Below are 25,167 nucleotides of genomic sequence, written 5' to 3'. Positions count from 1 at the left end.
AAAATTGATAGATTTTATCCTTTTATAGCTCAACAGCTTTTCCTAGCTGGTTTGATTTAAATGCGGCTTCTATTATTGAATAAACCTTTTTTACTTCATCTGGTTTTACTATGAGCTCAGCTTTTCCTTCGATCGTATCGCGAACATTTGCATAAAACTCTATCCACTCTGAATTTACATCTGGAAGTTCAAAATGATCTTTTACTTCTTCTGGCCTTGGTGCAAATGTGCGGGTCGGTCCTGCTGTCGTCTCTACTATTTCTGCATCAAATTTATCTGCAAGCTTATTTAGCTTGACAATTTCACCATGACCTTCAAAATCATCTACTACCAATGTCCCTTTGTTTCCACCCACAAACCATCTCGGCAACGGCTTTAGACAAAATGTTCCGACTTCTATCTGCGCAGATAAACCATTGTCAAATTTCATCAATAGTTTGAAATAGTCGTCAACATCTTTATTTAATACACTAAATAGTTCAGCATAGACTCTAACTACTTTATTTGGAATCATATATAGAATCTGGTCTATAAGATGGACACCCCAATCTAAAAGCATCCCACCGCCGCACTCCTTTTTATTCCTCCAACCGTAAATCAATCCACCTGCACCGTGTACTCTGCTTTCGATTGTATAGACATCACCAATCATACCTAATTCCACTGCTTTTTTCACTTTATTAAAGTCTTTATCCCATCTGCGATTTTGATGTACTGTAAATACTACATTATTCTTTTCTGCAGCCTCTATTATTTCATCTATTTCCTTCATCGACATTGCAACAGGCTTTTCAACTATGACATTCTTTCCAGCATTTGCTGATGCCACTGCAAGATCCTTATGCACATCGTTGGGAGTTGCGATTAATACGGTATTTATTTCTTCATCTTTTAGAAATTCATCCAAGCTATGATACCCTTTAAGCCCAGCTTCTTTTGCTACGTTAACTTGATATGCATCAATATCAAATGCCGCTACTACATCCACGCCTCCAACCTTTTGGGCATTTTTATGATGCCACATTCCCATACCGCCATAACCTATTATTCCAAGTTTAATTGGCATCTTACTACCTCCTATTGTAATTTTAAATAAAAACATTTTATAGACAAGTAGATTAAACTACTTGTCTAAACTATTTTATATGAATTGCTTTAAATGATTATAACCTAGTTTTAATCCCTCTTTTACCTTTTCTTCGCTTCCCTCGTACAATGGATCTTCATGCTCAATACTTATAACGCCATCGTAGCCTATGTCTTTTAGCGCCTTTATAAATCTATCCCAATCTACTTGGCCAAGGCCTGGCATTCTAAACCTCCAATAGCCTGTTTCGCCTTTTTTATGAAATTGCCTGTTAAATACACCATACCACTCAAGCTTATCTTTGAAGATTTCTGCGTCTTTCGCATGTACGTGGAAAATTCTATCCTTAAATGCTGGCACAACTTTTACATAATCAATTAGCTGAAACAAAAGGTGGGATGGATCCAAATTAAGTCCAAAACTCATAGACGGGATTCGCCTAAACATCTCTTCCCAAAGCTCAGGAGTAAATGATATTGTACCGGGAAGTCCTTCTTTCTGCCATCCTTCCATAGGACAATTTTCGATTATAATCTTTACACCTTTGCTCTCTGCATAACTAACAATATCGCTAAAGACTTTTTCAAATTCATCAAAATTCTCCTTCAAATTTTTATTGGGATCTCTACCTATAAAAGTTCCAACCATAGATGTACCTAACATAACTGCAGCATCAATGCATTTCTTAGTGTGATTATTTATATAAGCTCTTTTTTCAGGATCCGGATCCAAGTTGTTGTCGTAATAAGCCAAAGATGATATAGAAAGCCCATAATCTTTCATGTATTTTTTTATCTCTTCAGCTTCCTCTTCTGTCAATGTTTCAACATCTATATCACAGCTAGAATAATCTCTGCTGTTTACATGTGGCCAACAAGCAATTTCCAAAGATTTAAACCCATTTTCCGATGCCCACTTCGCTTTGTCTTTAAGAGGCATATTTCCTAAGCAAACTGTTAAAAATCCAAGATACACGATAATCTCTCCTCACATTTTTTTGATATTGTTAAAACTTATCTCAGCACTTTCAAGAGGCGGCCTTTTGCATATATCTTGTTCGACTATAAACCATTCAACACCGGCCTCTATTGATGCACTTATTATATCTTTAATATTCATGGTGCCTTCGCCAATTTCGGCAAAATCCCTTGTATCACTTTCCATGTCCTTTAAATGAACCAATGGCACTCTTCCACTATACTTTTTAATGTACTTAACAGGATCTTCACCTGCATACTTAACCCAATACGTGTCTATCTCCGCTTTTAAAAATTCTGAGTCTGCATTTTCATAAATTAGATCGAGGCCATATTCATCGTCAAATTTGACAAACTCATGGTTATGGTTGTGGTAGCAAAAAATTATTCCTTTATTTCTACATTTCTCACCTATCTCATTAAAAAGTTTTGAGGCTTCAATAAAATCATCTTTCGTTTCGTATTTATTCCACGGACAAACAATGTATTTATTTCCTATTTCCAAGTTGTACTCTATTTCTTCGTCAAGTCTATTCTTTAAAATTTCTAATCCTATATGACTGCCTGTGGGAGTTAGTCCAAGGCGTTCAAGGTGTTTTTTTAGTTCTGATGCCTTTAGGCCACCATATCCAGCAAATTCAACACCTTTATATCCTATCTCAGCAACCTTTTCTAAAGTCCCTACAAAATCTTCTTTCATCTCATTCCTTAAGGTATAAAGCTGCAATGATAAAGGCATATCCATATAAATCACCCTATTCATTAAAATATACTGGCTTTCCAGTCTTTGAAGATGTATAAATCGCCTCTAGTATCTGTGACACTACAAATGCTTCTTCAGGTTTTACAACAGGCTCTGTATCATTAATGACACTTTCTATCCACAATCTTGCCTCTAAGTCTGCTGCATTTTCTGCTTTTCCTTCAAAAAAGTCAACACCACCAGTGCTTAAATCGATTTTTGTAGTGTACAATCGCCCATTCTTTTCTCCATTGATTCTAAGCCCATCCTTCATGTCTGCTCCGCCTTCTGTCCCACACAATGTCGTCTTTGCTTCATCCACATCAAGAGAATTTAAGGCCCAGCTTGACTCAAGTATAATTGTTGCACCATTTTCCATAGTTATAAATCCAAAAGCCGAATCTTCAACGGTAAATTTGTCCGGGTCCCATGGTCCCCAAGCATTTGCTGCGTTTCTTCTTTCTGCTAATTTATGATACGTATTTCCGACAACGTATTTAGGCTTGTAGTTATTCATCATCCAAAGCGTCAAGTCAAGTGCATGTGTTCCAATATCGATTAACGGACCTCCGCCTTGCTCTTCTTCATTTAAAAACAATCCCCATGTAGGGACAGCACGGCGCCTTATTGCATGTGCTTTTGCAAAGTATATCTCTCCAAGCTCTCCATCTTGACACAATTTATGTAGGTATTGTGAGTCTGCTCTGAATCTATTCTGATAGCCAATTGTTAACTTCTTACCCGTCTTTTTAGCAGCGTCTAACATTCTCTTAGCATTACTTGCAGTTTTTGCCATTGGTTTTTCACACATTACGTGCTTACCTGCTTCTAATGCGTCAACTGTTATATCTGCATGTGATTTGTTGGGAGTGCAAACATGTACCACATCAATACTTTTATCCTCTAACAGCTTTCTGTAGTCATTATATGTCTTAGCTCCATCTATACCATAATCTTTTGCAGCTTTTAAAGCTCTCTCCTCTTTTATATCACAAAAAGCAACCATTTCCACATTGTCAAGTTTTGATAGGGAGGGCATGTGTTTGCCATTAGCAATACCTCCACAGCCGATTATTCCAACTCTGATCTTTTCTTTCACAAAAATTCCTCCTTTTACTTTACAGTAGACTGCCTTATTATAAGCTCATGCTCCAAAACTATGTTTTCTTTATTACCCCCTTTATTTCTTATTTGTTTTATAAGTAGTTCCATTGCCGTACAACCGATATCGTATTTAGGCTGCGATACCGTTGTAAGCGATGGATTATACATTGGGGCAAAACTTATGTTATCAAATCCAACTACTGCAACATCATCAGGAACCTTAAGCCCATTTTCGTAACATGCTTTTATAGCACCTATTGCCATGATATCTGAAATAGCAAAGATTGCTGTTATTTCTTCAAAATCATTTAAGAGGCTTTGAGCAGCTCTGAAGCCGCTCTTAAATGAGTAATCACCATACCGGATGTAATCAGGATTAAATTCAATTCCAGAATCCTCCAATGCTTTTTTATATCCGGATTCCCTGTGCTTCGTTGACAGAAAATTATTCTTACAGCTTATAAACCCTATATTTTTATGTCCCAGTCCTATCAAGTGTTTTACCGCTTTATATGATGCCTTATAGTTGTCTATAGACACATGTGAAACATTAGCACCTTCTTTGTATTCGCAGCACTGCACAACTGCATATTTCTCTCCTATTTCATTAAGCTCTTCTTCACCAATCTCAGGTGCCATGAAAATAACTCCATCAGACAGCCTATTTTTTAAAAGCTCTAGATACATCCTTTCTCTCTCAATGTCAGAATCAGTATTGCAAAGCATTACACCGTATCCATTTTTCTGCGCCACATCCTCTATACCTTTCACTATTCTTGCGTAAAATGGATTTGAAATTGTAGGAAGCAACACAAGTACCATATTAGTCTTCATTCTACGCAGATTTCTGCCTAAAAGATTCGGATTGTAGTTTAGCCTTTTTATCACAGATAAAACTTTTTCTCTAGTCTCATCTGAAACACCAGGGCTGTTATTTAGAACTCGCGATATAGTAGCAACTGAAACACCAGCTTCTTTTGCAACGTCTTTTATCGTTATCATAGCTACTCCTTCGTAACTGATTACTTAATTATTAAGGCAATTTTTTAGCAATAATAACTTATTTTCACTTGCTGCGAAAACAATTTACGTAACGGATTACATAACAATAGTAAAATAGATTTTGCCATAAGTCAATCTCAATAATTAATCTAAATATTTGATTTAGAATGATATACGGCATCTATCATCGAATTTCTTCAAAATACTTCTATTTTATACTAAAACCAAGCTTGTCTCAAAATGAAAAGCCATGCCGCTTTAAGCATGACTTTCAAGTCTTGTATTAATTTATTTGAGAAGTTTTTTCATGACTTTTCCGGTTGGACTCTTGGGAAGCTCATTTACAAATTCGAATATCTTAGGTATCTTATATTTTGCAAGTTTGTCGTGAAGAAAGCTTTGCAGCTCTTTTCTGTCTGCGGTCTTTCCATCCTCTAGCACGATAAATGCCTTTACTTCCTCACCCTTATATTTATCGCCTACTCCAATTACTGCCGCTTCTTTTACTGCAGGATGTTCCATAAGCGCTTCTTCTACTTCTCTAGGATATACATTGAAACCGCCTAAGATAATCATGTCTTTTAATCTGTCCACAATGTAATAATATCCATCTTCATCTTTTTTTGCAAGATCACCTGTATGAAGCCATCCATTCCTCAAAGTTTTTTCCGTCTCCTCAGGCATATTATGATACCCTATCATGATATTAGAACCTTTTAATACGAGTTCCCCCACCTCTCCTATCGGGACTTCATTATCATTTTCATCCACTATCTTAGCTTCATTACACGGAAGGGGCACACCTATAGAGCCAGGCTTTCTTACCTCATTTATACCAAGAGGGTTTAATATTGCAACAGGTGCAGCCTCTGATAAGCCATAACCTTCAACAAGTGGAAAATTAAATTTCTCTTCAAATCCCCTTTGTATCTCCGGTGCAAGCGGCGCACCGCCTGAAATAGCAAGCCTTAAGGCTTTGAACTGACCCTTTTCTACCATTCTTATTAAAAATGCAAAGATAGACGGTACACCACAAAACACAGTAATATCTTCATTTAGCAGTGTCTCCAATGTATCTTTGGGCATGAAACTGTCCTTTATAGTCACCGTACTTCCAAGGTAAAATGCAAGCAGCACATTTACGGCCCAAGAAAATCTATGAAAAAGCGGTAGAACACATAAAAAGTTGTCACTTGGTCCTAGATCAGATATTTCATCCATCGCAACAACATCTGCTTCAAAATTTTTATGTGTCAACATCGCACCTTTTGGTTTTCCTGTAGTACCTGATGTATAAAGATATGTGCATACCTCATCATCATTTATTTCTACAGGAACGTAATTAGTGTGTTCCATTATTTTTTTCTTTGTATCGTCGTCCATCACAATTATGTTTTTCAAATTGATCTTGCTGAATGCTGAAGGATCTACATTTTTAAGAACTACAGGATGAACTACAATTGTATGGGCTGAAGACTCCTTGACAACATACTGTATTTCTTCCATCGTATACATAAGATTTAAAGGAATTGTAATAGCACCAGCTTTTGCCGATCCTAGATATGCAAAGATGAATTCAGGACAGTTGGGCATGCTAAGTATTACTTTGTCTCCCTTTTTAACACCTAGCGATTGCAGGTAAGCTGCATAGCTGTCCACGTACTTCGGTAACTCCCCGTATGTAATCTCCTCATCTTTAAACTTTATAGCAACATTATCTTTTAATTTTGTATTTCTTTCATAAAACTCATATATCTTCACTTTAAGCTCCCCTTTTCATCATAAAATTGACGCTCCAATTATCCCTGCGTCATTTCCAAGCTCTGCCTTTTTAATATCTGCATATGGCAGATCCTTGAATAGTATATTTTTACTTACTTCTTCTTTAAGCGGCTTTAAAAGAAAATCTCCAGCATTAGCTACACCGCCACCGATTATTATAACTTCTGGATCAAGTATATTTATAATGTTCACAATTCCCATTGCAAGATACTTCACATAATCATTGAAAATCATCATAGCCGCTTCATCGAACTGTTTTGCAGCATCAATGACATTTTTAGCTGTAATAGATTCTATCTCTCCACCTGCCAGCTTCAAAATAAGTGAATTGCTGTCCTTCATCACAGCCTTCTTGCCTTCTCTAATGAGAGCTGTTGCAGATGCATACGTCTCAAAACAGCCAATTTTACCACAATTGCACATAACGCCATTGTCTCCTAAAACAATATGCCCAAGCTCTGGCGCAAAATGGTGTGCGCCATTAAACACTTTTCCATTCAATATGAATCCTGAACCGACACCAGTGCCAAGAGTTATAGTAACAGATGAATTTGTTCCTTTTCCTGCTCCAAATATTCCTTCTGCCAGTGCAGCAACATTTGCATCGTTGTCCATATTTATAGGTATATCGATGTATTTATGTATTTCCTTTACCAGCGGCACTTTTGTCCAATAAAGATTTACGGCTCTTAAAACTATTCCTTTCTCATTGTCTGCTACACCAGGAACACCAATCCCCATAGACTCTACATCTGAGATATCAAGACCACATCTTTTTATCAATTCCAATGAAATTTCAGCAATATCTTTTGCGATTGCAGCATAGCCTCTCTTGGGCTCTGCAGGTCTCGAACCCGTTGCTATTATCTTCCCATTTTCATCGACTAATCCTACGGCTATGTTTGTACCACCAACGTCGACGCCAATTCTCATACAATTTCTTCCTCCTATTTAAATAAATCTTTATAGCTTTCCCTTGTTCTTTAAGTATTCTTTAAATTTATCTACATCTGTATTTAATACAAGATTTTCATCTAAATGCGATTTTTCTATTACCTCCAGCGCTTTGTCAAACCTGCCTACATCAAACGATATATGTGCATCGCTTCCGACACAAATCTTAACATTTTTCTCTGCCGCCTTCTTCGCGATTAATAAACAGTTATCGTAACTTCCAACTCTAGATGAAACGAAAGAACTGTTATTAATCTCAATGCACGTATCATATTCTTTTGCAGCTTCAAGAACCCTATCAACATCAATATCAAAAATAGGATTGCCTGGGTGCCCAATAATATCTACGTATGGATTTTTAATTGCATTTATGATTGCTTCAGTATTTGAATCTACATCGCGATAAGGAAAACATACATCATGAAGGCTGGCGATGACCACATCCAATTTTTTTAAAATTTCTTCTGGAATGTCAAGATTTCCATCTCTGTCGACTATATTCGCTTCAACGCCTTTCAATATTTCTACACCGTATATCTCTTTAGGCATGACTTTTAGATTTCCAAAGTGAAAAATATGAGGACCTCCCGGCATCTTAGGACCATGGTCCGTCATACAAATAAGCTTTAGGCCTTTCTTTGAAGCCTCTTTTGCATTTTCCATTATCGTGCTGTACGCATGACCGCTTGCTACTGTATGTGTATGTGTGTCAAGTAAAAGATTCATCAGAATTTACATCCCCTTCAAATGTAAAAAATTTAAAACAATTACTACAACAATTATATTTTAAGTTGAAATTTGTTTCAACAATTTTTTGTTAAGCTCGTGTGCAGCATTATATCCCATTTGCTTTTGTCTATGGTTCATCGCTGCAACCTCCACTATTATCGCAAGATTCCTTCCTGGTCTTACAGGTATTGTCAGTTTTGGAACTTTGATGTCCAAAAACTTTATGTAATCATCATCAAGTCCGAGTCTATCATAGTATTTATCTTCATTCCATTCCTCCAACTGTATCACCAAATCGATATTCATATTATCCCTTACGGAGCCTACACCATAAAGTGTCTTTATATCTAGTATTCCTATACCCCTTATCTCTATATAATGCCTTATTATATCAGGTGAACTGCCCTGCAAAACATAATCGCTTATTTTTTTAATCTCTGTAGCATCGTCGGCTACAAGCCTGTGACCTCTCTTTATAAGCTCTAGTGCAGTCTCACTCTTTCCAATACCGCTCTCTCCAAGCAAAAGAACCCCAACACCGTAAACATCAACAAGATCACCATGAATAGTAATCTGAGGTGCCAATTTTTCTTCTAAATAGTTGATAAGCCTGCTTATAAATTTTGTAGATGATTCCTTTGTCCTTAAAAGATATCTACCATGTTTTTGGGCCGCCTCAACAATCTCCCTCTTTATGCTTAATCCTCTTGTAACAATTACGCACGGTACCGGATATTCAAAAAACTTATCGGCACGCTCTGCAAGTAAATCTAAAGGCATCCTATCTATAAATGCTGTCTCAACCATTCCTATGACCTGAACACGCTCTTTTGCAAAATGTTCATAAAATCCTGAAAACTGAAGACCCGGCCTGTTTACATCGCTCGTCGTTATGTCAATCTTCTCATTTGCTTCTACTATTACTTCCAAGTCTAGATCTTTTATCAAATCCGCAACTGACACACTCAACAAATCTATAACCTCCTAATCGGCGCTTGCTTGCTTTACATTAATTATATTATTTTATATCTAAGATGTAAATAAATTACCTAAATAAATTGCCCTACTTATCATACATCAAAAGTAGGGCATCAAATTTATTTAAAACACTTGTTATTATAATTCTTCACCGTTTGTCTCAATTACTTTCTTATACCAATAAAAACTTTTTTTCGGAATTCTTTTTAGTGTGCCTTTTCCTTCGTTATCCTTATCTACATAAATAAAGCCATAACGTTTTTCCATTTCCCCTGTAGTTCCACTAACTAAATCTATACATCCCCACGGTGTATAACCAATTAAATCAACACCATCAGCAATTGCTTCTTTCATTTCTTTAATATGCTCTCTTAAATACTCTATTCTATAATCATCATTGATTGAACCATCTTCTTCAACAGTATCAACTGCACCTAAACCATTTTCAACAACCATAATAGGAATTTGATATCTGTTGTATATGTTATTTAAGGCCCATCTTAATCCTTTTGGATCAATCTGCCATCCCCATTCGCTTTCTTTTAAATATGGATTTTTAATTCCAGAGAATATATTTCCGCCAGTTTTATTATTCACATGTTTAGCACTTACACAGCTTGATGAATAGTAACTAAAGGCATAGAAATCTACGCGACCCTCTTTTAAAACTTTTTCATCATTTTCTTCCATTATTATATCTATATTATTCTCTTTGAAATATCTTTTCGCATAGTTTGGGTAAGCTCCTCTTACTTGAACATCTGAGCATAGGAAATTGTTTAAGTTATCTTTTTGTTGAGCCAGCAACACATCTTCAGGATTACAAGTAAGTGGATATGTGCACATATAAGCTATCATACATCCTATTTTAAAATCTTTATTAATTTCATGACCAAGTTTGACAGCCTTTGCACTTGCTACAAATTGATGATGCAGTGCTTGAAACCTAATTTGATCATTGTTTAGTGATACATTCGTAAGTTCTCTATTTCCCTCCGGTGGCATCATTGCACCAGCCCCAAATGTTCCAAATGGCATTGTTAAGGCATTAATTTCATTAAATGTCAGCCAATACTTAACTACATCTTTGTACCTCTTAAATATAGTTTCGCAGTATTTAACGTAGAAATCTATTACTTTTCTATCTGCCCATCCATTATACTTCTTAGTCAAATTATATGGTGCTTCATAATGTGATATTGTAACTAAAGGTTCTATATTGTATTTTTTTAATTCTGCAAAAACATTGTCATAAAACTTTAAACCTTCTTCATTTGGTTCAGCATCATCACCATTTGGAAATATTCTTGTCCAAGCAATTGACATACGAAAGACTTTAAAGCCCATTTCAGCAAATAATTTTATATCTTCCTTATAGCGATGGTAGAAATCTATTGCTTCATGACTTGGATAATATGTTCCTTCCTCTAAGACTGGAGTAATACGTCTTGGAGTTGTACGGCTTCCACTTGTCAAAATATCAGCAGTACTCAATCCTTTACCACCTTCATTTTATGCACCTTCACATTGGTTAGCAGCAGTAGCTCCTCCCCATAAAAATCCTTCCGGGAATTTCTTAATCAAATTTTCCATATCTCATTTCTCCTCCTTGAAAATTGGTTTTTAAGCATCAGAGGCACTTAGCTTCACCTCTGATGCTTGAATATTTTAATTTTTGTTAAATATCTAGATCATCACTGTTAATAAATCATCTTTATAGTTGACAGTCTTTTTATCTGTTTCAATAACATCCAAGTAATTATTTGAATTTGTAATCACTATAGGTGTTGTTAAAGAATAACCTTCCTTCTTTATAGCATCAATATCGAATTCTATCAGTACCTGACCTGCCTTTACATTATCACCTTGTTTTACTTTAGCATGAAAATATTTCCCTTCCAATTGAACTGTATCCATACCAATATGAATTAAAATTTCTGTACCTTTATCGCTTGTAATTCCTAAAGCATGGCCAGTTGGGAATAAAGTTGTTATAGTTCCATCTACCGGTGCAACTAACCTGCCTTCTGTTGGTTCGATTGCAACGCCTTTTCCTAGTACACCTTTTGAAAAAGCCTCGTCCTTTATTTCTGATAAGGCTTTGACTTCTCCTTTTAATGGGCTAACTACAGTTTCTTGCTTTATTAATATATCTCCGCTGGTTACCTCCTTATTTTCTTCTTTAGATTCTTCATCTTTAAGACCACTGAAGAGCATTAATATGAAACCTAATACAAACCCTACCACTATGGAAATAATTGCACCATAGAATCCAGTGTCAATTCCTTTTGGGCTAATAAAGCTTGGAATTTCAAAAATACCAGCTCCCCCTAGCATATATAGCTTAGATCTCATAAATCCTGATATACCGCCACCTATTGATGCTGCTATACAGCTTAGTACAAACGGTTTTTTATGAGGCAATGTAACACCATATATTGCTGGTTCTGTAACACCGAAAATCCCTGAAACAAATGCCGGTATTGCTATTGATCTTAATTTAGGATTCTTAGTTTTAACTAATACAGCTAATACTACACCTGTTTGAGCAAAAGTAGTTGCAAACGTTAGTGGAAGAATTATATCATAATGAAGTACTGATAAATTGTTGAACACTATTGGCATTAATCCCCAGTGTAACCCAAATATAACAAACACTTGCCCAAAAGCACCCATAAATAATCCTGCAATGGTCGGGTTTAAGTTGTATATAGCAATCGTTAATGCGCCAAGTAATTTACCTGCCCAAGTTGCTATAGGTCCTATAACTATTAAAGCTAAAGGAGCAACTACTAAAAGTGTAAAGAACGGCACTAAGAATGTTTTAACTACATCAGGTATTACTTTTTTAAAAAATTTCTCAATTTTAGCTCCTGCATATACGGTTAATATAATAGGAATAACGCTTGATGAGTAATTCATTAATATAACAGGAATACCTAAGAAAGTTAAATACACAGGTGATTGAATTGCCGTTCCATTAAATAATGTGTACAAAGGCTTTCCTGCCATTATACTAGCAAACGTTGGATAAACAAGTATTGCACCCAGCGTCATGCCAACAAACTGATTGGCATTAAACTTCTTAGCAGCTGTAAAGCCAAGGAATATTGGGAAGAAGTAAAAAAAGCTGTCTCCTATGGCATTTAAAATCTGATAAGTTCCTGAAGTAGCAGTTAGAAGATGTAAAGCCACAAATAATGCATTTAAGCCTTTTATCATGCCTGTTGCGGCAAGTACACCAAGCGTTGGCGCAAATACACCTGAAATGGTATCAATGAAACTGTTAAATAAATTTTTCTTTTCACTTGAGGCTGCTTCCTCTGTACCTTCTGTCTGAAAACCTCCTATAGCAACAACATCAGCATATACATCTGGTACATGGTTTCCTATAACAACCTGATATTGCCCACCGCTATTTACAACGGTAACAATACCATCCATTTTTTTAAGGGCTTCTGTATTTGCCTTGCTTTCGTCCTTTAGTTTAAAGCGAAGACGTGTAACACAGTGGGTTAAACTAATTACATTCTCTTTGCCGCCAACATTTTTTATAATGTCTTTGGCTAATTTTTCATACTTCATGATAATCTCTCCTTTTTTAATTAATAATTTTTTTAATTTGTATAAAAAAGGCGAGAACAAATAGACAGTATAATTTTATACTATCTGATTTGGTCTCGCCTGCATTACCAGTAACAATCCAAAAATTATTCAATTTATGTTTGAGTAACACGCTGAATATGAAGAGTTAAATATAGTTTTTCCTCATTTGATAGCTCAGTTTCTAAATATTTTTCTATCTTAAGCATACAATCGTAAGCTTTTTTATACTTTGTCTTTACTTTTTTAAATAGATAATCATCCACTTCCTTCAACTGTTCTTTTTTATTCAGCCTTTGGAAGAAAAATCTTAAATGAGTAATAAATCTTTCATAGCTGATAGATTTTTCGTCTAGTGTGATGCCATAGGTATACATAACAATATTTAAAATGTCATGTATTTTTTTTGTTTGTTCAGCTACATTTTCCACTTTATTGAATGAGCTGTTTATCTGTGCATTTATTAAATGAAGAGCTATATTGCCAGCCTCATCATCTGGAAGCTTTTTATTTAACTCATCTTCAATAAACTCCAATGCTTTTAATCCAATTTGAAATTCCTTAGGGTAAAATTTTTTAATTTCCCAAATCAATGGGTTGGGATTTTCTAAACCTTCATCAAACATTTTAATAGCATTGTAAATATGATCAGTGAGGGTAACGTATATATAATCATTTAGTTTTGTATTTAGCATATTTTTTGCATATTCAATAATGTCATAGCATATCGAAACGTATTCAGTGGGAATATCCTCTAACAATAATTTAAATTTTTCTGAAGCATCATTTTGTTTAAGTATGAACGTTTTCTCAATTAAAGTTTCGTCTATCATCTCGCCAGCACTCTTTTTAAATCCAATTCCACGCCCCATAACAACTAACTCACGATCATCTGAATCCCTGGCTACTATGGCATTGCTATTAAATATCTTTTCTATTATCATTTGTGTCCACTCCCACCTCACATATATGCTCATTAAAGAAATAAAAACCTTAGTCAATCCAGAATATTAATCAAATATCCTAGATTAGCTAAGGTATCGCCTGATCGAATCAGTAACAACCCTAAATTTTATAACGTATTTTCATAATTATTTTATCATCTTCTATATATATTGTCAATACATTTTTATTCATTGTAATTCAAAAATTATCTGAACATTTATTTCAGTTAATGTTAATCCTGAAAAGTTAAAATTGTCTCTTTGTTTAACAAAACTATTTGTCGAAAATTATTTTTACTGTATAATAAACTTGAATCTATAGTTGAAGGTGAGTGGGCTTTGTTAAAAAATGATATCTTATCAATTTTAAAAGCAAATAAAGGCAAACATATATCAGGTCAAGAATTATGCGAAATGCTAAACGTGTCTCGAACGGCAGTGTGGAAATGCATAAATGAATTGAAATCGGATGGTTACATCATAGAGTCGAAACACAAATCTGGATATCTTTTGATGGAAGAACCCGATATCATAGATTATATGGAAATTTCTCCATATTTAAAAGCAGAATTCATAGGCAGAAATTATTTACACTTTGAAAGCATATCATCCACAAATGATTATGCAAAAGAAATTGCACCAAGCGCCACAGACGGTACAGCGATTGTTGCAGAAGAACAAACATCGGGAAGAGGCCGCATGGGAAGGCACTGGGTTTCAAATAAAGGACAAGGAATATGGCTGTCTATGATTCTTAAGCCGAACTTAAGTCCTAATGAAGCAGTCAAGCTGACGCAAGTTGCAGCAGTGGCTGTCGTAGACTCCATCAAAGAAATAGCTGATATAAGATCTGGCATAAAATGGCCAAATGATATAGTAATAAACAGTAAAAAGGTTTGTGGAATACTTACAGAAATGAATGGGGAAATAGATCGAGTAAATTTCATAGTAATTGGAATCGGTATAAATGTAAATGTACAAAATTTTCCAGAAGATTTGTGTGGCAAGGCAACATCCCTCTCTATTGAAACAGGCAAAATTCTAGATAGAAAGCCTCTGACAGCATCGATACTTAATAATTTTGAAAAATACTATAGGATATTTTTAATAAATGGATTTTCATCTATACGAAATTTATGCAAAGAATATTCATTGACGCTAAACAAAGATGTAAAAGTAATAATAAACAACAATGAATGCATAGGACGTGCTGTTGATATCGACGATGACGGCAATCTAATTGTTGTATTTAAAAATGGTGAGAAAAAAACTATTGCATCCGGCGACGTCTCCGTCAGAGGTTTGCTTGGTTACGTTTGAATAGCATAGAGTAAATATATTCCAAGATATTTGGTCTAATCTTCGTGAAGAGATATCATCTACCTGATGATACCTCTTTTATTTGAAAAATTTATCAGTGCTCACAAATTTCGCTTATGATAAATTTTTCATATTATCAATCGCTTCTAAAATAATCATAGACGGCATTTGCTGCTTTTTCATTCATCCCTTCAACTTTTTTAAGTTCTTCAACTGTAGCATTTTTAATGTCATCTATCGTCTTAAACGCCTCAAATAAAGCTTTCATGCGTTTTTCTCCAATGCCTGGGATATTTAAAAGATCACTTCTTAATTTTTTACTTTTCGTTTCCTTATGAAATGTTATAGCAAACCTATGTGCTTCGTCTTGTATTTCTGCAACAAGTCTAAAAGCTCTTCCTGTCATAGGCATATCTATTTCACCATCAGTAGATACTAAGCCTCTTGTTCTGTGTTTTGAATCCTTCACCATTCCATACACAGGTATATCCACATTTAATTCACGTAACACCTCTTTTGCCGTATTGACATGGCCAAGTCCACCATCAACAAGTATCAAGTCAGGCATTATATGGAACTTAGCTTTATCCTCTTGAAGCTCTCCATCATCAATCAATTTTCGCTCCTCTATTCCATGTTTTATCCTTCTTAAAATGACTTCCCTCATGCTTCCATAATCGTCCTGACCTTCAACGGTCTTTATGTTGAATTTCCGATATGACGATTTGTGGGGTTTCCCGTCAACAAATACAACCATAGATGCAACATTATCAGTCCCTCTTATATTTGAGATGTCAAAAGCTTCAATTCTCTCTGCATATTCTAGACCAAGCAATTTGGATAGCTCTGATACGGCATCACTCTTTTGCCTTTTCATCTTTAAATTGATGTCACTTTTCAACGATTCAAGAGCATTTTCATAAACCATATCAACAAGTTCTTTTTTCTTTCCTTTTGATGGGATCGAAATCACAACTTTGTTTCCTCTTTTATTTGACAGCCATTCCGCTAAGACATGTTTTTCATCCATATCAACGTCTGTTATTATTTCCTTTGGTATATAAGGTGCACCGTCGTAAAATTGTTTGATAAACGATGACATTATATCACTTCTATTCATCTCATCGGTATTTTTCATGAAGTAGTGCTCTCTTCCGCTTACTTTTCCACCCCTTATGAAAAACACCTGAATGCAAGCGTCATCTGCACTTCTAGCCATTGATATAACGTCCTGATCCTCACCTGATGTAGAAATTATCTTCTGTTTTTCAGACGTCTTCTCAATGCCGTATATCTGATCTCTAAGCTTTGCGGCTTTTTCGAATTCCATGTTTTGCGAGGCCTTTTCCATTTCTTCTTTCAATTTTTTAAGCAGTACATCGTGTTTGCCTTCTAGAAACATTAAAGCATCATCTACCAATTTCATATAATCATCTTTTGATATTTGTCCTATACATGGAGCAGAACACAATCCAATGTGATAATATAAACACTCTCTGCATTTGCCAATATCTTTTTCTATATTTCTATTGCACGATCTAAGTGGAAACATGTGCCTTAAAAGTTTTATAGTCTCACGAACTGCAAAGGCACTGCTGTAGGGTCCAAAATATTTGGCACCATCCATTTCAAGTCTTCTTGTAAAGAGTATTCTCGGATAATCTTCATTTACGGTTATCTTTATATACGGATAATTTTTGTCATCTTTTAATAATATGTTGTACTTAGGCTTATGTTTTTTTATCAAATTGCATTCCAATATGAGTGCTTCAAGCTCTGTATCTGTTACAATGTATTCAAAATCAGCAATATGCCTCACCATTGTTCTGACCTTTGGAATCTGGTTTGCCGGATTTTGAAAATACTGTCTTACTCGATTTTTTAAAATTACAGCTTTTCCTACATAGATAATCTTTCCGCTTGAATCTTTCATTATATAAACGCCGGGTTTTTCCGGCAGCAACTTCAATTTTTCCTCAATATTAACCATATCATCACCTTATGAGACTCATTAATGTATGCTGAAAAAGAATAATCTCAATATCCCAAATATGCTCTCATTATTTCCCTAGCAATAGGTGCTGCAACAGCTCCGCCAGCACCTCCATTTTCAACTATGACAGCAACAACAATTTTAGGATTTTCTGCAGGTGCAAATCCTACAAACCAAGCATGTGCCTGTCCTTGTGGATTTTCAGCAGTGCCGGTCTTTCCTGCAACTGTTATACCCGGTATCTGTGCCGCTGTGCCCGTGCCTTGTTGCACAACGCCTATCATAAGCTGCTTTATCTTATCTGCCACATCTTTACTTATCGGATTCAAATATTTTTCTGGCATCGTCTTTTCAAGTATCTCTCCCGTAACGGGGTTTTTAACGTAGTCCATCAAATATGGCTTCATTATTACTCCACCGTTGGCAGGTGCAGATGCCATCAATGCCATCGTCAACGGCGTAACTAATGTTTTACCCTGTCCTATAGAACTTTCTGCCAATTGAACTTTCCCATTTATTAAAGGAATTGACGGAAACTGATTTTTTTCAACAGGTATATCAAATGGAACACTATCGTTTAACCCATATTTATTTGCCATAGACTCAAGATCTGATCTTCCCACCTGAAGTCCAATTTTAACGAATGTTGTATTTGAAGAAACGTAAAAAGCTTTCTGAAATCCTATCGTTCCATATGCTATATTATCATAATTGGTTATTTTATTTCCATCAACAATTACATAACCTATATCATTAAATACTTGATTATAAATGTCAGGCTTATATGTCAAAGCTGCAGATGCAGTTACAATTTTGAATATTGAACCAGGCGGATACAGTCCCTGTGTCGCTCTGTTAAGCACTAGATGATCAGGACTATTCATGGTACTATTCCACTTTTCTCCAAGCGTGTTTGGATCGTATGACGGTGATGATACCAAAGCAAGAACTTCACCTGTCTTAGGATTTAGCGCAACCACAGCACCTTTTCTGCCGCCTAGTAAATTGTAAGCCAAATCCTGCAATCTCTTATCCACAGTCAACACAACATCATCACCAGTTTGGCTTTTCCCTAAAACAGTCTCCCTCAAAAATGTCATCGGATCTGTATTTATCATTCCAAGAAGCTCTCTATCATATGTGTTTTCTATCCCTGTACTGCCCTGTTGATATATCCTCCGGCTGTAGCCAATTATATTTGCAAATGGAACACCATCAAGATACTGCCTTATCTGCTCACCATTTACAATAGTGCTTTTTGCCAGCACATTGCCATTTCTATCATAAATACTGCCTCGTAGAATCTTCTTTTCCTGTTCAATGAGTCTTTTGTTGTATACACTATATGAACTAGTTATAAGCTTGTTCTTTTCATACAGTTGGAAATACGATAGATATGCTATAAGGCTTAAAAATAGAATTGAAAAGACCGCAAAAAGTATTTTAATGTTGCGGTTCATACTGTTCAACATCCTCATCCTCTCTTACTGCGATACCATTCAACATACCCAATGTGATGAAACTCATTACCATTGAACTACCTCCGTAGCTTACAAAAGGCAGTGTTACACCTGTAAGTGGTATGAACTTAATGACGCCGCCTATAATAGTAAAAACCTGCAAGCTAAACATGCTTGTAAGTCCTACCGCAATTAATGCGCCGAAGTCGTCTTTGGCATCAAGTGCAACTTTTATGCCCCTATACATGATTACGAAATACACTAGAATTATTGCAACGGAACCCAACATCCCAAATTCTTCGCTGATAGCAGAAAAAATAAAGTCACTGGCGACAACAGGAATATATTCAGGATGCCCCATTCCAAGACCGGTACCGAAAAAACCTCCTGCACCAATTGCAAAAAGCGATTGAGCTATCTGATACGTCTTTCCAGGAACATCCATCCATGGATTTAGCCATGCCTGGATCCTCACGCGAACATGGTTGAAAAGAAAATATGAAATTACTCCGCCAAATCCAAGAAAAGCAACGCTTGCTGCAGTGTACAAAAGGCTTGACGTTGCAGCAAATATCATAAATGTTGTGGTAAGATAAAACAAAAGGGCAGTACCGAGATCTTTTTCTATGACTAAAATCCCAACAATAACGATTGTTATTGCGCCAACTTTAATTATGTCTTTTGCAGTTTTATTATCCTTTAAATACCTTGCAAGAAAAATTATATATATTATCTTTACAATTTCCGACGGCTGCACTGAAATGGAGCCAAAAGTAAGCCAGTTTTTAGAACCTCCAATTTCTTTACCTAATACAAACGTAGAAAATAGCAATATAAATGATATTGCCAAGTACACATAATTTCCATATTTGACTTTGTAGAAGAAGTCATAGTATTTGCAAGCGTAAGATGAAACAAAATACAGTATGAAACCAATAAAAATCCACGCAATCTGTTTTAAAATCAAATCCGGCGCTACTCTGTATATCATTATAAGGCCCATCTCTGCCAGAAAAGAGCTTAAAATTATAAGCTGAATTTCTCCCATTGGAAATAACCTGACATGTAAATAATATACAATGTAAATTAACGGCAAAAAAGCTAATGTAAAGTATATGGTGTCAAAGCCTTTTGGCTTATGATATATAAAGAGCAGCATAAACGCTATTACGAATATCAAAAAGATATCTTTCATAGCCTTTGAGCCTGTCTTAACATATTCTTCCATTAAAATACCACCTTAAATCAAAAATCTGTACTCTTCATTGCCAAATTTTATTACATCATTGTTTTTAATCCTAGCTATATTTTTGACACGCTTTCCATTTACATATGTGCCATTGGTGCTATTCAAATCTTGTATGACGAATTTTTTACCTTTCTTCCTTATCATGGCATGTTTACTGGAAACGTAAGGATTCTCAACGACAATGTCACAGTCATCAGCTCTTCCTATCGTAGTCACCTCAAACAGGTTAAAGCTGCCCATGCCAGAAAGTGACACCAGTTTTGCCTTTGTCACTTCCCTCTCTCTTCTTACGCCTTTTATATCAAGATATATAATTTTAAAAACTCTGTACAAAAATAGATATATAAGCAGTAATAATACATATTTTAATATATTTGCTGCCAGTTGATACATAAAAACACCTCATTGTCTGGCAAGAATTTTTTTCAAAAACTGCCCAGTATATGAAAAGTTGTTTTCAGCCACTTCTTCCGGTGTACCGGTAGCCACAATCCTTCCTCCTCTGTCACCGCCTTCAGGTCCCATATCGATAATATAATCGGCTGATTTAATGACGTCAAGGTTGTGTTCTATCACTATGACCGTATTGCCTCCATCCACAAGCCTGTTTAAAACGTCTAGAAGCCTATCTACATCAGCAAAATGAAGACCTGTAGTCGGCTCGTCAAGTATATACACAGTCTTCCCTGTTGAACGGCGAGACAATTCTGTCGCAAGCTTAACCCTTTGGGCCTCACCGCCAGACAGCTGTGTGGACGGCTGTCCTAACTTAATATATCCTAACCCCACATCATTTAATGTTTCAAGTTTGCTTTTTATTCTAGGTATATTCTTAAAAAAATCCAATGCCTCTTCAACCGTCATGTTCAAAACATCAGAGATATTTTTCCCTTTGTATTTTATCTCCAGCGTTTCCCTATTGTACCTATTGCCTTTGCAGACTTCACACGGAACATATACATCTGGAAGGAAATTCATCTCTATCTTTATTATACCATCTCCACTGCAAGCCTCACACCTTCCGCCTTTAACATTGAAGCTAAAGCGGCCAGGTTTATAACCTCTCATCTTTGCATCAGGTGTGTTTGAAAACAGCTCTCTGATTGGGTCAAATACACCTGTATATGTGGCTGGATTTGACCTTGGTGTCCTTCCTATAGGAGATTGATCTATATTTATCACTTTATCGATAAATTCAATCCCTTCTATAGATGAGTATTTGCCAGGCAAGTCTTTTGCTTTGTACAATTTTTGTGCAAGCGCTTTATAAAGTATTTCATTTATGAGTGTACTTTTACCTGACCCAGACACACCTGTTATGCATATCAAAATCCCAAGAGGAAATGTCACATCGATGTTTTTTAAGTTATTTTCGCTAGCACCACGCACTGTCAAATAGTGACCATTAGGTTTTCTCCTCGTTTTAGGAACATCTATTTTTTTCTTTCCACTTAAATATTGACCAGTAAGAGATTCTTCACATGCCATGATATCTTCTACTGTTCCTGCTGCCACGATTTTACCACCGTGTTCTCCAGGCCCTGGACCTACATCAACAATGTAATCAGCCGCAAACATCGTATCCTCGTCATGTTCTACAACAATCAACGTATTTCCTTGATCTTTTAACTTTTTAAGGGAATTTAAAAGCCTTTCGTTGTCTCTTTGATGTAGCCCAATGCTAGGCTCATCAAGTATATAAGTAACTCCTACCAGTCCTGAGCCTATCTGGCTTGCAAGCCTTATCCTCTGTGACTCTCCTCCTGACAATGTACCAGCATTTCTTGAAAGAGTAAGGTAATCTAATCCTACATCTTTAAGGAAGTTAAGTCTCGCTTTAATCTCCTTTATTATCTGATGCGCTATAAACTCTTCTCTCTCTGTCAATTTAAGCTCATCCATAAATCTCAAAAGCTCTGTCACAGACAGATCGGTTATCTTATTTATTGGCATACCGCCTACTGTAACAGCCAGCACTTCAGGTTTTAGACGAGCACCATGGCAATCAGGACAAACAATTGGTCTCATATACTTTTCGATTTCTTCCCTCATAAAGCTTGAATTTGTAGAATTATACCTTCTCTCAAGATTATTTACAATTCCTTCAAATCCATGCCTTTTACCGTTTTTATCTTTCCCATACAATAATATATTTATTAAATCATCGCTGTACTCTTCTAATGGAGTATTTTCTGTATATCCAAAGCTTTCTACAAGATTCAATATATTTTGATATGTGTAGCTTTCTTGTGAAACGATAAAGCCGGAAAATGCCCCATCTTTAAGAGATTTGCTTCTGTCAGGTAGCAGTAAATCCGGATCGACCCTCATAAATTCGCCAAGTCCTGCACAAGTTGGGCAAGCCCCGTATGGACTATTGAAAGAAAACATCCTTGGAGATAGTTCTTCTATACCTATATTGCAGTCAGGGCATGAATACTTTTCAGACATGGTAAACCCTTCTCCATCTATAACATCGATTGTAACAACGCCGTCGGATAATTTCAAAGCAGATTCAATTGAGTCTGTAAGTCTTGATTCGATATGTGGTTTTATAATGATTCTATCTATGACAACTTCAATTGTATGTTTCTTATTCTTTTCTAATTTTATTTCTTCGCTTAAATCGTACATTATTCCATCTATTCTCACTCTAACGTATCCACTTTTCTTGATGTCTTCCATAAGCTTCTGGTATTCGCCTTTCCGCCCTCTTATGATTGGCGAAAGAACCTGTATCCTCGTGCCTTCATTTAATTTCATTATCCTGTCCACCATCTGGTCTACCGTCTGCATTGAAATCTCTTTGCCGCACTTGGGGCAATGAGGTATACCTATTCTGGCATACAGTAATCTCAAATAATCGTATATTTCTGTAACTGTCCCAACTGTTGAGCGAGGATTTCGATTGGTAGTCTTCTGGTCTATCGAAATCGCAGGTGATAAGCCTTCAATGTATTCCACATCAGGTTTATCCATCTGCCCTAAAAACTGCCTTGCATACGCAGAGAGAGATTCAACGTACCTTCTTTGACCTTCAGCGTAGATGGTGTCAAATGCCAGTGATGATTTGCCAGAACCAGATAGACCAGTAATAACTACAAATTTATATCGTGGTATCTCCACATCTATATTTTTTAAATTATGAACTTTTGCACCTTTGATGACGATTTTATCTATTGCCAATTTACTTTCTTCCTTTCAATTGAAACAAAGTGGTATAAATAATTTCTTAGATAATTATATAGCATTTTTAATCATCTTTTGAAGTTCAAATATTCTGTCCCTGAGTTTAGCAGCTTTTTCAAATTCCAGTTCCTTGGCAGCTTTTCTCATTTCTTTTTCAAGTTCACTTATCATTTTTTCAATAGATACCCTGTCTACTACTTCTGCCTCCTTTATACTATATGGAACTTTATCCTCAGCTACCTTTGTTGCTTCTATTACATCTCTTATCCCTTTTACAATTGTCTTTGGGGTGATACCGTGCTTTTTATTGTAATCCATCTGTATGGCTCTTCTTCTATTGGTTTCGTTTATTGCGTTTTTCATAGATTCTGTCACTGTATCAGCGTACATGATAACTCTTCCTTCTGCGTTTCTAGCAGCTCGACCTATAGTTTGTATAAGCGAAGTTTCAGAACGCAAAAAGCCCTCTTTATCAGCATCAAGAATGGCAACCAATGCTACTTCTGGTATATCAAGACCTTCCCTCAGCAGATTTATTCCAATTAGGACATCAAATTTTCCTAGCCTCAAATCCCTTATTATTTCCATCCTCTCAATTGTCTCAATATCTGAATGGAGATACTTCACTTTCACACCCATGTCATTGAAATAGTCTGTCAAGTCTTCCGCCATTTTCTTAGTCAACGTCGTCACTAATACGCGATAACCTTTCTCTACTGTCATTTTAATCTCACTTAAAAGATCATCTACCTGTCCTTTAACAGGCTTAACTTTAACTTCAGGATCTACTAATCCTGTAGGACGTATGATTTGCTCAACAACCCTTTCAGAATGCTCCAGCTCATAAGGTCCAGGTGTTGCAGATACACATATAAGCTGATTTATCCTCTCTTCAAATTCTTCAAATTTTAAAGGCCTGTTGTCAAATGCTGACGGCAACCTAAATCCAAAATCCACAAGAGATTCCTTTCTCGCTCTATCCCCATTGTACATCCCTCTAATCTGAGGTATTGTGACATGTGATTCATCAATAAACATCAAAAAATCATCAGGAAAATAATCTAGTAACGTATATGGGGGGCTTCCAGCAGGCCTTCCTGAAATGTGCCTTGAATAATTCTCAATTCCAGAACAATAGCCTACTTCTTGAAGCATTTCTATGTCATAATTCGTCCTCTGTTTAAGTCTCTCTGCTTCCAAAATTTTACCCTGATCTTTTAGTTCTTTATACCTTTCTTCCAATTCTTTTTCTATGCTTTCTATTGCCCTTTTTAATTTCTCTTTTGACGTTGCATAATGAGATGCTGGAAAAATAGCCACATGATTCCTCTCTCCAACTATTTCTCCAGTCAATACATCTATTTCGGTAATCCTATCTATCTCATCTCCAAAAAGCTCTATCCTAATAGCTTTTTCTGATGATGATGCAGGAAAAACTTCAATGACATCTCCTCTGACTCTAAACTTACCTCTGACAAAATTGATGTCATTTCTCTCGTAATGTATATCAACCAATTTTTTTAAGATTTCGTCTCTGTCTTTTACCATGCCTGGTCTCAATGAAAGCATCAAGTCTTCATAATCTTCTGGATCGCCAAGGCCGTATATGCACGAAACACTGGCAACAATTATGACGTCTCTCCTTTCAAAAAGAGCCGCCGTTGCGGAGTGCCTTAGTTTATCAATTTCCTCATTGATAGATGCATCTTTCTCTATATACGTATCAGTCTGTGGAACATACGCTTCAGGCTGGTAATAGTCATAGTAACTTACAAAGTATTCAACGGCATTTTCCGGAAAGAATTCTTTAAATTCTGAGCAAAGCTGCGCCGCTAAAGTCTTATTATGGGCTATGACAAGTGTAGGTTTATTAACATTTTTAATAATATTTGCCATTGTGTATGTTTTTCCAGATCCAGTAACACCAAGTAATGTCTGGCACTTAAGCCCCATATTGACGCCTTCCGTCAATTTTTTTATTGCTTCTGGTTGATCACCCGTTGGCCTGTAGTCAGAGACAAGTTTGAATTCACTCATGATTAACACCTTCTATA

Annotated in this window: 18 protein-coding genes and 1 pseudogene; 1 reads left to right on the top strand and 18 read right to left on the bottom strand. The window is 36.0% G+C overall.

Annotation, left to right across the window (positions count from 1 at the left end):
- Positions 1–22 precede the first annotated feature (22 nt).
- The 12 genes and pseudogenes from TTHE_RS03260 to licT all read right to left on the bottom strand — a co-directional run bounded on the left by TTHE_RS03260 (position 23) and on the right by licT (position 13,902).
- On the bottom strand, positions 23–1,066 hold the full coding sequence (locus TTHE_RS03260; protein ID WP_013297179.1) for a Gfo/Idh/MocA family protein: 1,044 nt from the start codon (positions 1,064–1,066) through the stop codon (positions 23–25).
- A 75-nt stretch (positions 1,067–1,141) separates the two neighbouring features.
- Positions 1,142–2,062, bottom strand: a complete 921-nt coding sequence (locus tag TTHE_RS03255; RefSeq protein WP_013297178.1) for a sugar phosphate isomerase/epimerase family protein — start codon at positions 2,060–2,062, stop codon at positions 1,142–1,144.
- Between the two features lie 12 nt (positions 2,063–2,074).
- Positions 2,075–2,809, bottom strand: a complete 735-nt coding sequence (locus TTHE_RS03250) for a sugar phosphate isomerase/epimerase family protein (RefSeq protein WP_013297177.1) — start codon at positions 2,807–2,809, stop codon at positions 2,075–2,077.
- Between the two features lie 10 nt (positions 2,810–2,819).
- Positions 2,820–3,905: a Gfo/Idh/MocA family protein gene (locus TTHE_RS03245; protein ID WP_013297176.1), complete on the bottom strand. Its 1,086-nt coding sequence runs from the start codon at positions 3,903–3,905 to the stop codon at positions 2,820–2,822.
- Positions 3,906–3,919: 14 nt separating this feature from the next.
- On the bottom strand, positions 3,920–4,912 hold the full coding sequence (locus TTHE_RS03240; protein WP_013297175.1) for a LacI family DNA-binding transcriptional regulator: 993 nt from the start codon (positions 4,910–4,912) through the stop codon (positions 3,920–3,922).
- Positions 4,913–5,200: 288 nt separating this feature from the next.
- Positions 5,201–6,673: a long-chain-fatty-acid--CoA ligase gene (locus TTHE_RS03235; RefSeq protein ID WP_013297174.1), complete on the bottom strand. Its 1,473-nt coding sequence runs from the start codon at positions 6,671–6,673 to the stop codon at positions 5,201–5,203.
- An 18-nt stretch (positions 6,674–6,691) separates the two neighbouring features.
- Positions 6,692–7,627: an ROK family protein gene (locus tag TTHE_RS03230; RefSeq protein ID WP_013297173.1), complete on the bottom strand. Its 936-nt coding sequence runs from the start codon at positions 7,625–7,627 to the stop codon at positions 6,692–6,694.
- A gap of 30 nt (positions 7,628–7,657) precedes the next feature.
- Positions 7,658–8,374, bottom strand: a complete 717-nt coding sequence (locus TTHE_RS03225) for a phosphatase (RefSeq protein ID WP_013297172.1) — start codon at positions 8,372–8,374, stop codon at positions 7,658–7,660.
- A gap of 60 nt (positions 8,375–8,434) precedes the next feature.
- Positions 8,435–9,349 (bottom strand): HPr(Ser) kinase/phosphatase, encoded by a 915-nt coding sequence (gene hprK, locus TTHE_RS03220; protein WP_013297171.1) that lies wholly within the window; start codon positions 9,347–9,349, stop codon positions 8,435–8,437.
- 144 nt (positions 9,350–9,493) lie between these two features.
- Positions 9,494–10,948: pseudogene (locus tag TTHE_RS03215) on the bottom strand (glycoside hydrolase family 1 protein).
- Positions 10,949–11,041: 93 nt separating this feature from the next.
- Complete coding sequence (locus tag TTHE_RS03210; protein ID WP_013297170.1) at positions 11,042–12,940, bottom strand: beta-glucoside-specific PTS transporter subunit IIABC; 1,899 nt, start codon at positions 12,938–12,940, stop codon at positions 11,042–11,044.
- A 134-nt stretch (positions 12,941–13,074) separates the two neighbouring features.
- A complete protein-coding gene (licT, locus tag TTHE_RS03205; RefSeq protein WP_013297169.1) occupies positions 13,075–13,902 on the bottom strand; it encodes a BglG family transcription antiterminator LicT in 828 nt (275 codons plus the stop codon).
- 339 nt (positions 13,903–14,241) lie between these two features.
- Here licT and TTHE_RS03200 point away from each other — a divergent pair, with 339 nt between their 5' ends.
- Positions 14,242–15,222 (top strand): biotin--[acetyl-CoA-carboxylase] ligase, encoded by a 981-nt coding sequence (locus TTHE_RS03200; protein ID WP_013297168.1) that lies wholly within the window; start codon positions 14,242–14,244, stop codon positions 15,220–15,222.
- Positions 15,223–15,358: 136 nt separating this feature from the next.
- Here TTHE_RS03200 and uvrC read toward each other — a convergent pair whose 3' ends face one another.
- The 6 genes from uvrC to uvrB are packed head-to-tail and all read right to left on the bottom strand — an operon-like array spanning position 15,359 to position 25,150.
- Positions 15,359–17,212, bottom strand: coding sequence for an excinuclease ABC subunit UvrC (gene uvrC / locus TTHE_RS03195; RefSeq protein ID WP_013297167.1), 1,854 nt, complete (start codon positions 17,210–17,212; stop codon positions 15,359–15,361).
- Between the two features lie 47 nt (positions 17,213–17,259).
- On the bottom strand, positions 17,260–18,687 hold the full coding sequence (locus tag TTHE_RS03190) for a peptidoglycan D,D-transpeptidase FtsI family protein (RefSeq protein ID WP_013297166.1): 1,428 nt from the start codon (positions 18,685–18,687) through the stop codon (positions 17,260–17,262).
- Positions 18,659–19,903, bottom strand: a complete 1,245-nt coding sequence (locus TTHE_RS03185) for an FtsW/RodA/SpoVE family cell cycle protein (protein ID WP_013297165.1) — start codon at positions 19,901–19,903, stop codon at positions 18,659–18,661. The genes TTHE_RS03190 and TTHE_RS03185 overlap by 29 nt, the downstream gene beginning before the upstream one ends.
- 12 nt (positions 19,904–19,915) lie before the next feature.
- Positions 19,916–20,317 carry an FHA domain-containing protein gene (locus TTHE_RS03180; protein WP_013297164.1) on the bottom strand — a complete coding sequence of 134 codons (402 nt, stop codon included), beginning with the start codon at positions 20,315–20,317 and terminating at the stop codon, positions 19,916–19,918.
- A 9-nt stretch (positions 20,318–20,326) separates the two neighbouring features.
- Positions 20,327–23,110, bottom strand: a complete 2,784-nt coding sequence (gene uvrA / locus TTHE_RS03175; RefSeq protein ID WP_013297163.1) for an excinuclease ABC subunit UvrA — start codon at positions 23,108–23,110, stop codon at positions 20,327–20,329.
- Positions 23,111–23,164: 54 nt separating this feature from the next.
- Positions 23,165–25,150, bottom strand: coding sequence for an excinuclease ABC subunit UvrB (gene uvrB, locus TTHE_RS03170; protein WP_013297162.1), 1,986 nt, complete (start codon positions 25,148–25,150; stop codon positions 23,165–23,167).
- Between the last annotated feature and the right edge of the window lie 17 nt (positions 25,151–25,167).

This window comes from Thermoanaerobacterium thermosaccharolyticum DSM 571 (genome assembly GCF_000145615.1).
In the GTDB taxonomy this organism is placed as follows: Bacteria; Bacillota; Thermoanaerobacteria; order Thermoanaerobacterales; family Thermoanaerobacteraceae; genus Thermoanaerobacterium; species Thermoanaerobacterium thermosaccharolyticum.
Note: the sequence above shows the minus strand (reverse complement) of the source record. Positions and strands in the feature narration are given on the sequence as shown.

Coding starts and splice junctions, on each gene's coding strand:
- TTHE_RS03260 (WP_013297179.1), bottom strand. CDS start 1,066: ATGCCAATTAAACTTGGAATAATAGGTTATGGCGGTATGGGAATGTGG.
- TTHE_RS03250 (WP_013297177.1), bottom strand. CDS start 2,809: ATGGATATGCCTTTATCATTGCAGCTTTATACCTTAAGGAATGAGATG.
- TTHE_RS03240 (WP_013297175.1), bottom strand. CDS start 4,912: ATGATAACGATAAAAGACGTTGCAAAAGAAGCTGGTGTTTCAGTTGCT.
- TTHE_RS03230 (WP_013297173.1), bottom strand. CDS start 7,627: ATGAGAATTGGCGTCGACGTTGGTGGTACAAACATAGCCGTAGGATTA.
- TTHE_RS03225 (WP_013297172.1), bottom strand. CDS start 8,374: ATGAATCTTTTACTTGACACACATACACATACAGTAGCAAGCGGTCAT.
- TTHE_RS03210 (WP_013297170.1), bottom strand. CDS start 12,940: ATGAAGTATGAAAAATTAGCCAAAGACATTATAAAAAATGTTGGCGGC.
- licT (WP_013297169.1), bottom strand. CDS start 13,902: ATGATAATAGAAAAGATATTTAATAGCAATGCCATAGTAGCCAGGGAT.
- uvrC (WP_013297167.1), bottom strand. CDS start 17,212: ATGGTTAATATTGAGGAAAAATTGAAGTTGCTGCCGGAAAAACCCGGC.
- TTHE_RS03190 (WP_013297166.1), bottom strand. CDS start 18,687: ATGTTGAACAGTATGAACCGCAACATTAAAATACTTTTTGCGGTCTTT.
- TTHE_RS03185 (WP_013297165.1), bottom strand. CDS start 19,903: ATGGAAGAATATGTTAAGACAGGCTCAAAGGCTATGAAAGATATCTTT.
- TTHE_RS03180 (WP_013297164.1), bottom strand. CDS start 20,317: ATGTATCAACTGGCAGCAAATATATTAAAATATGTATTATTACTGCTT.
- uvrB (WP_013297162.1), bottom strand. CDS start 25,150: ATGAGTGAATTCAAACTTGTCTCTGACTACAGGCCAACGGGTGATCAA.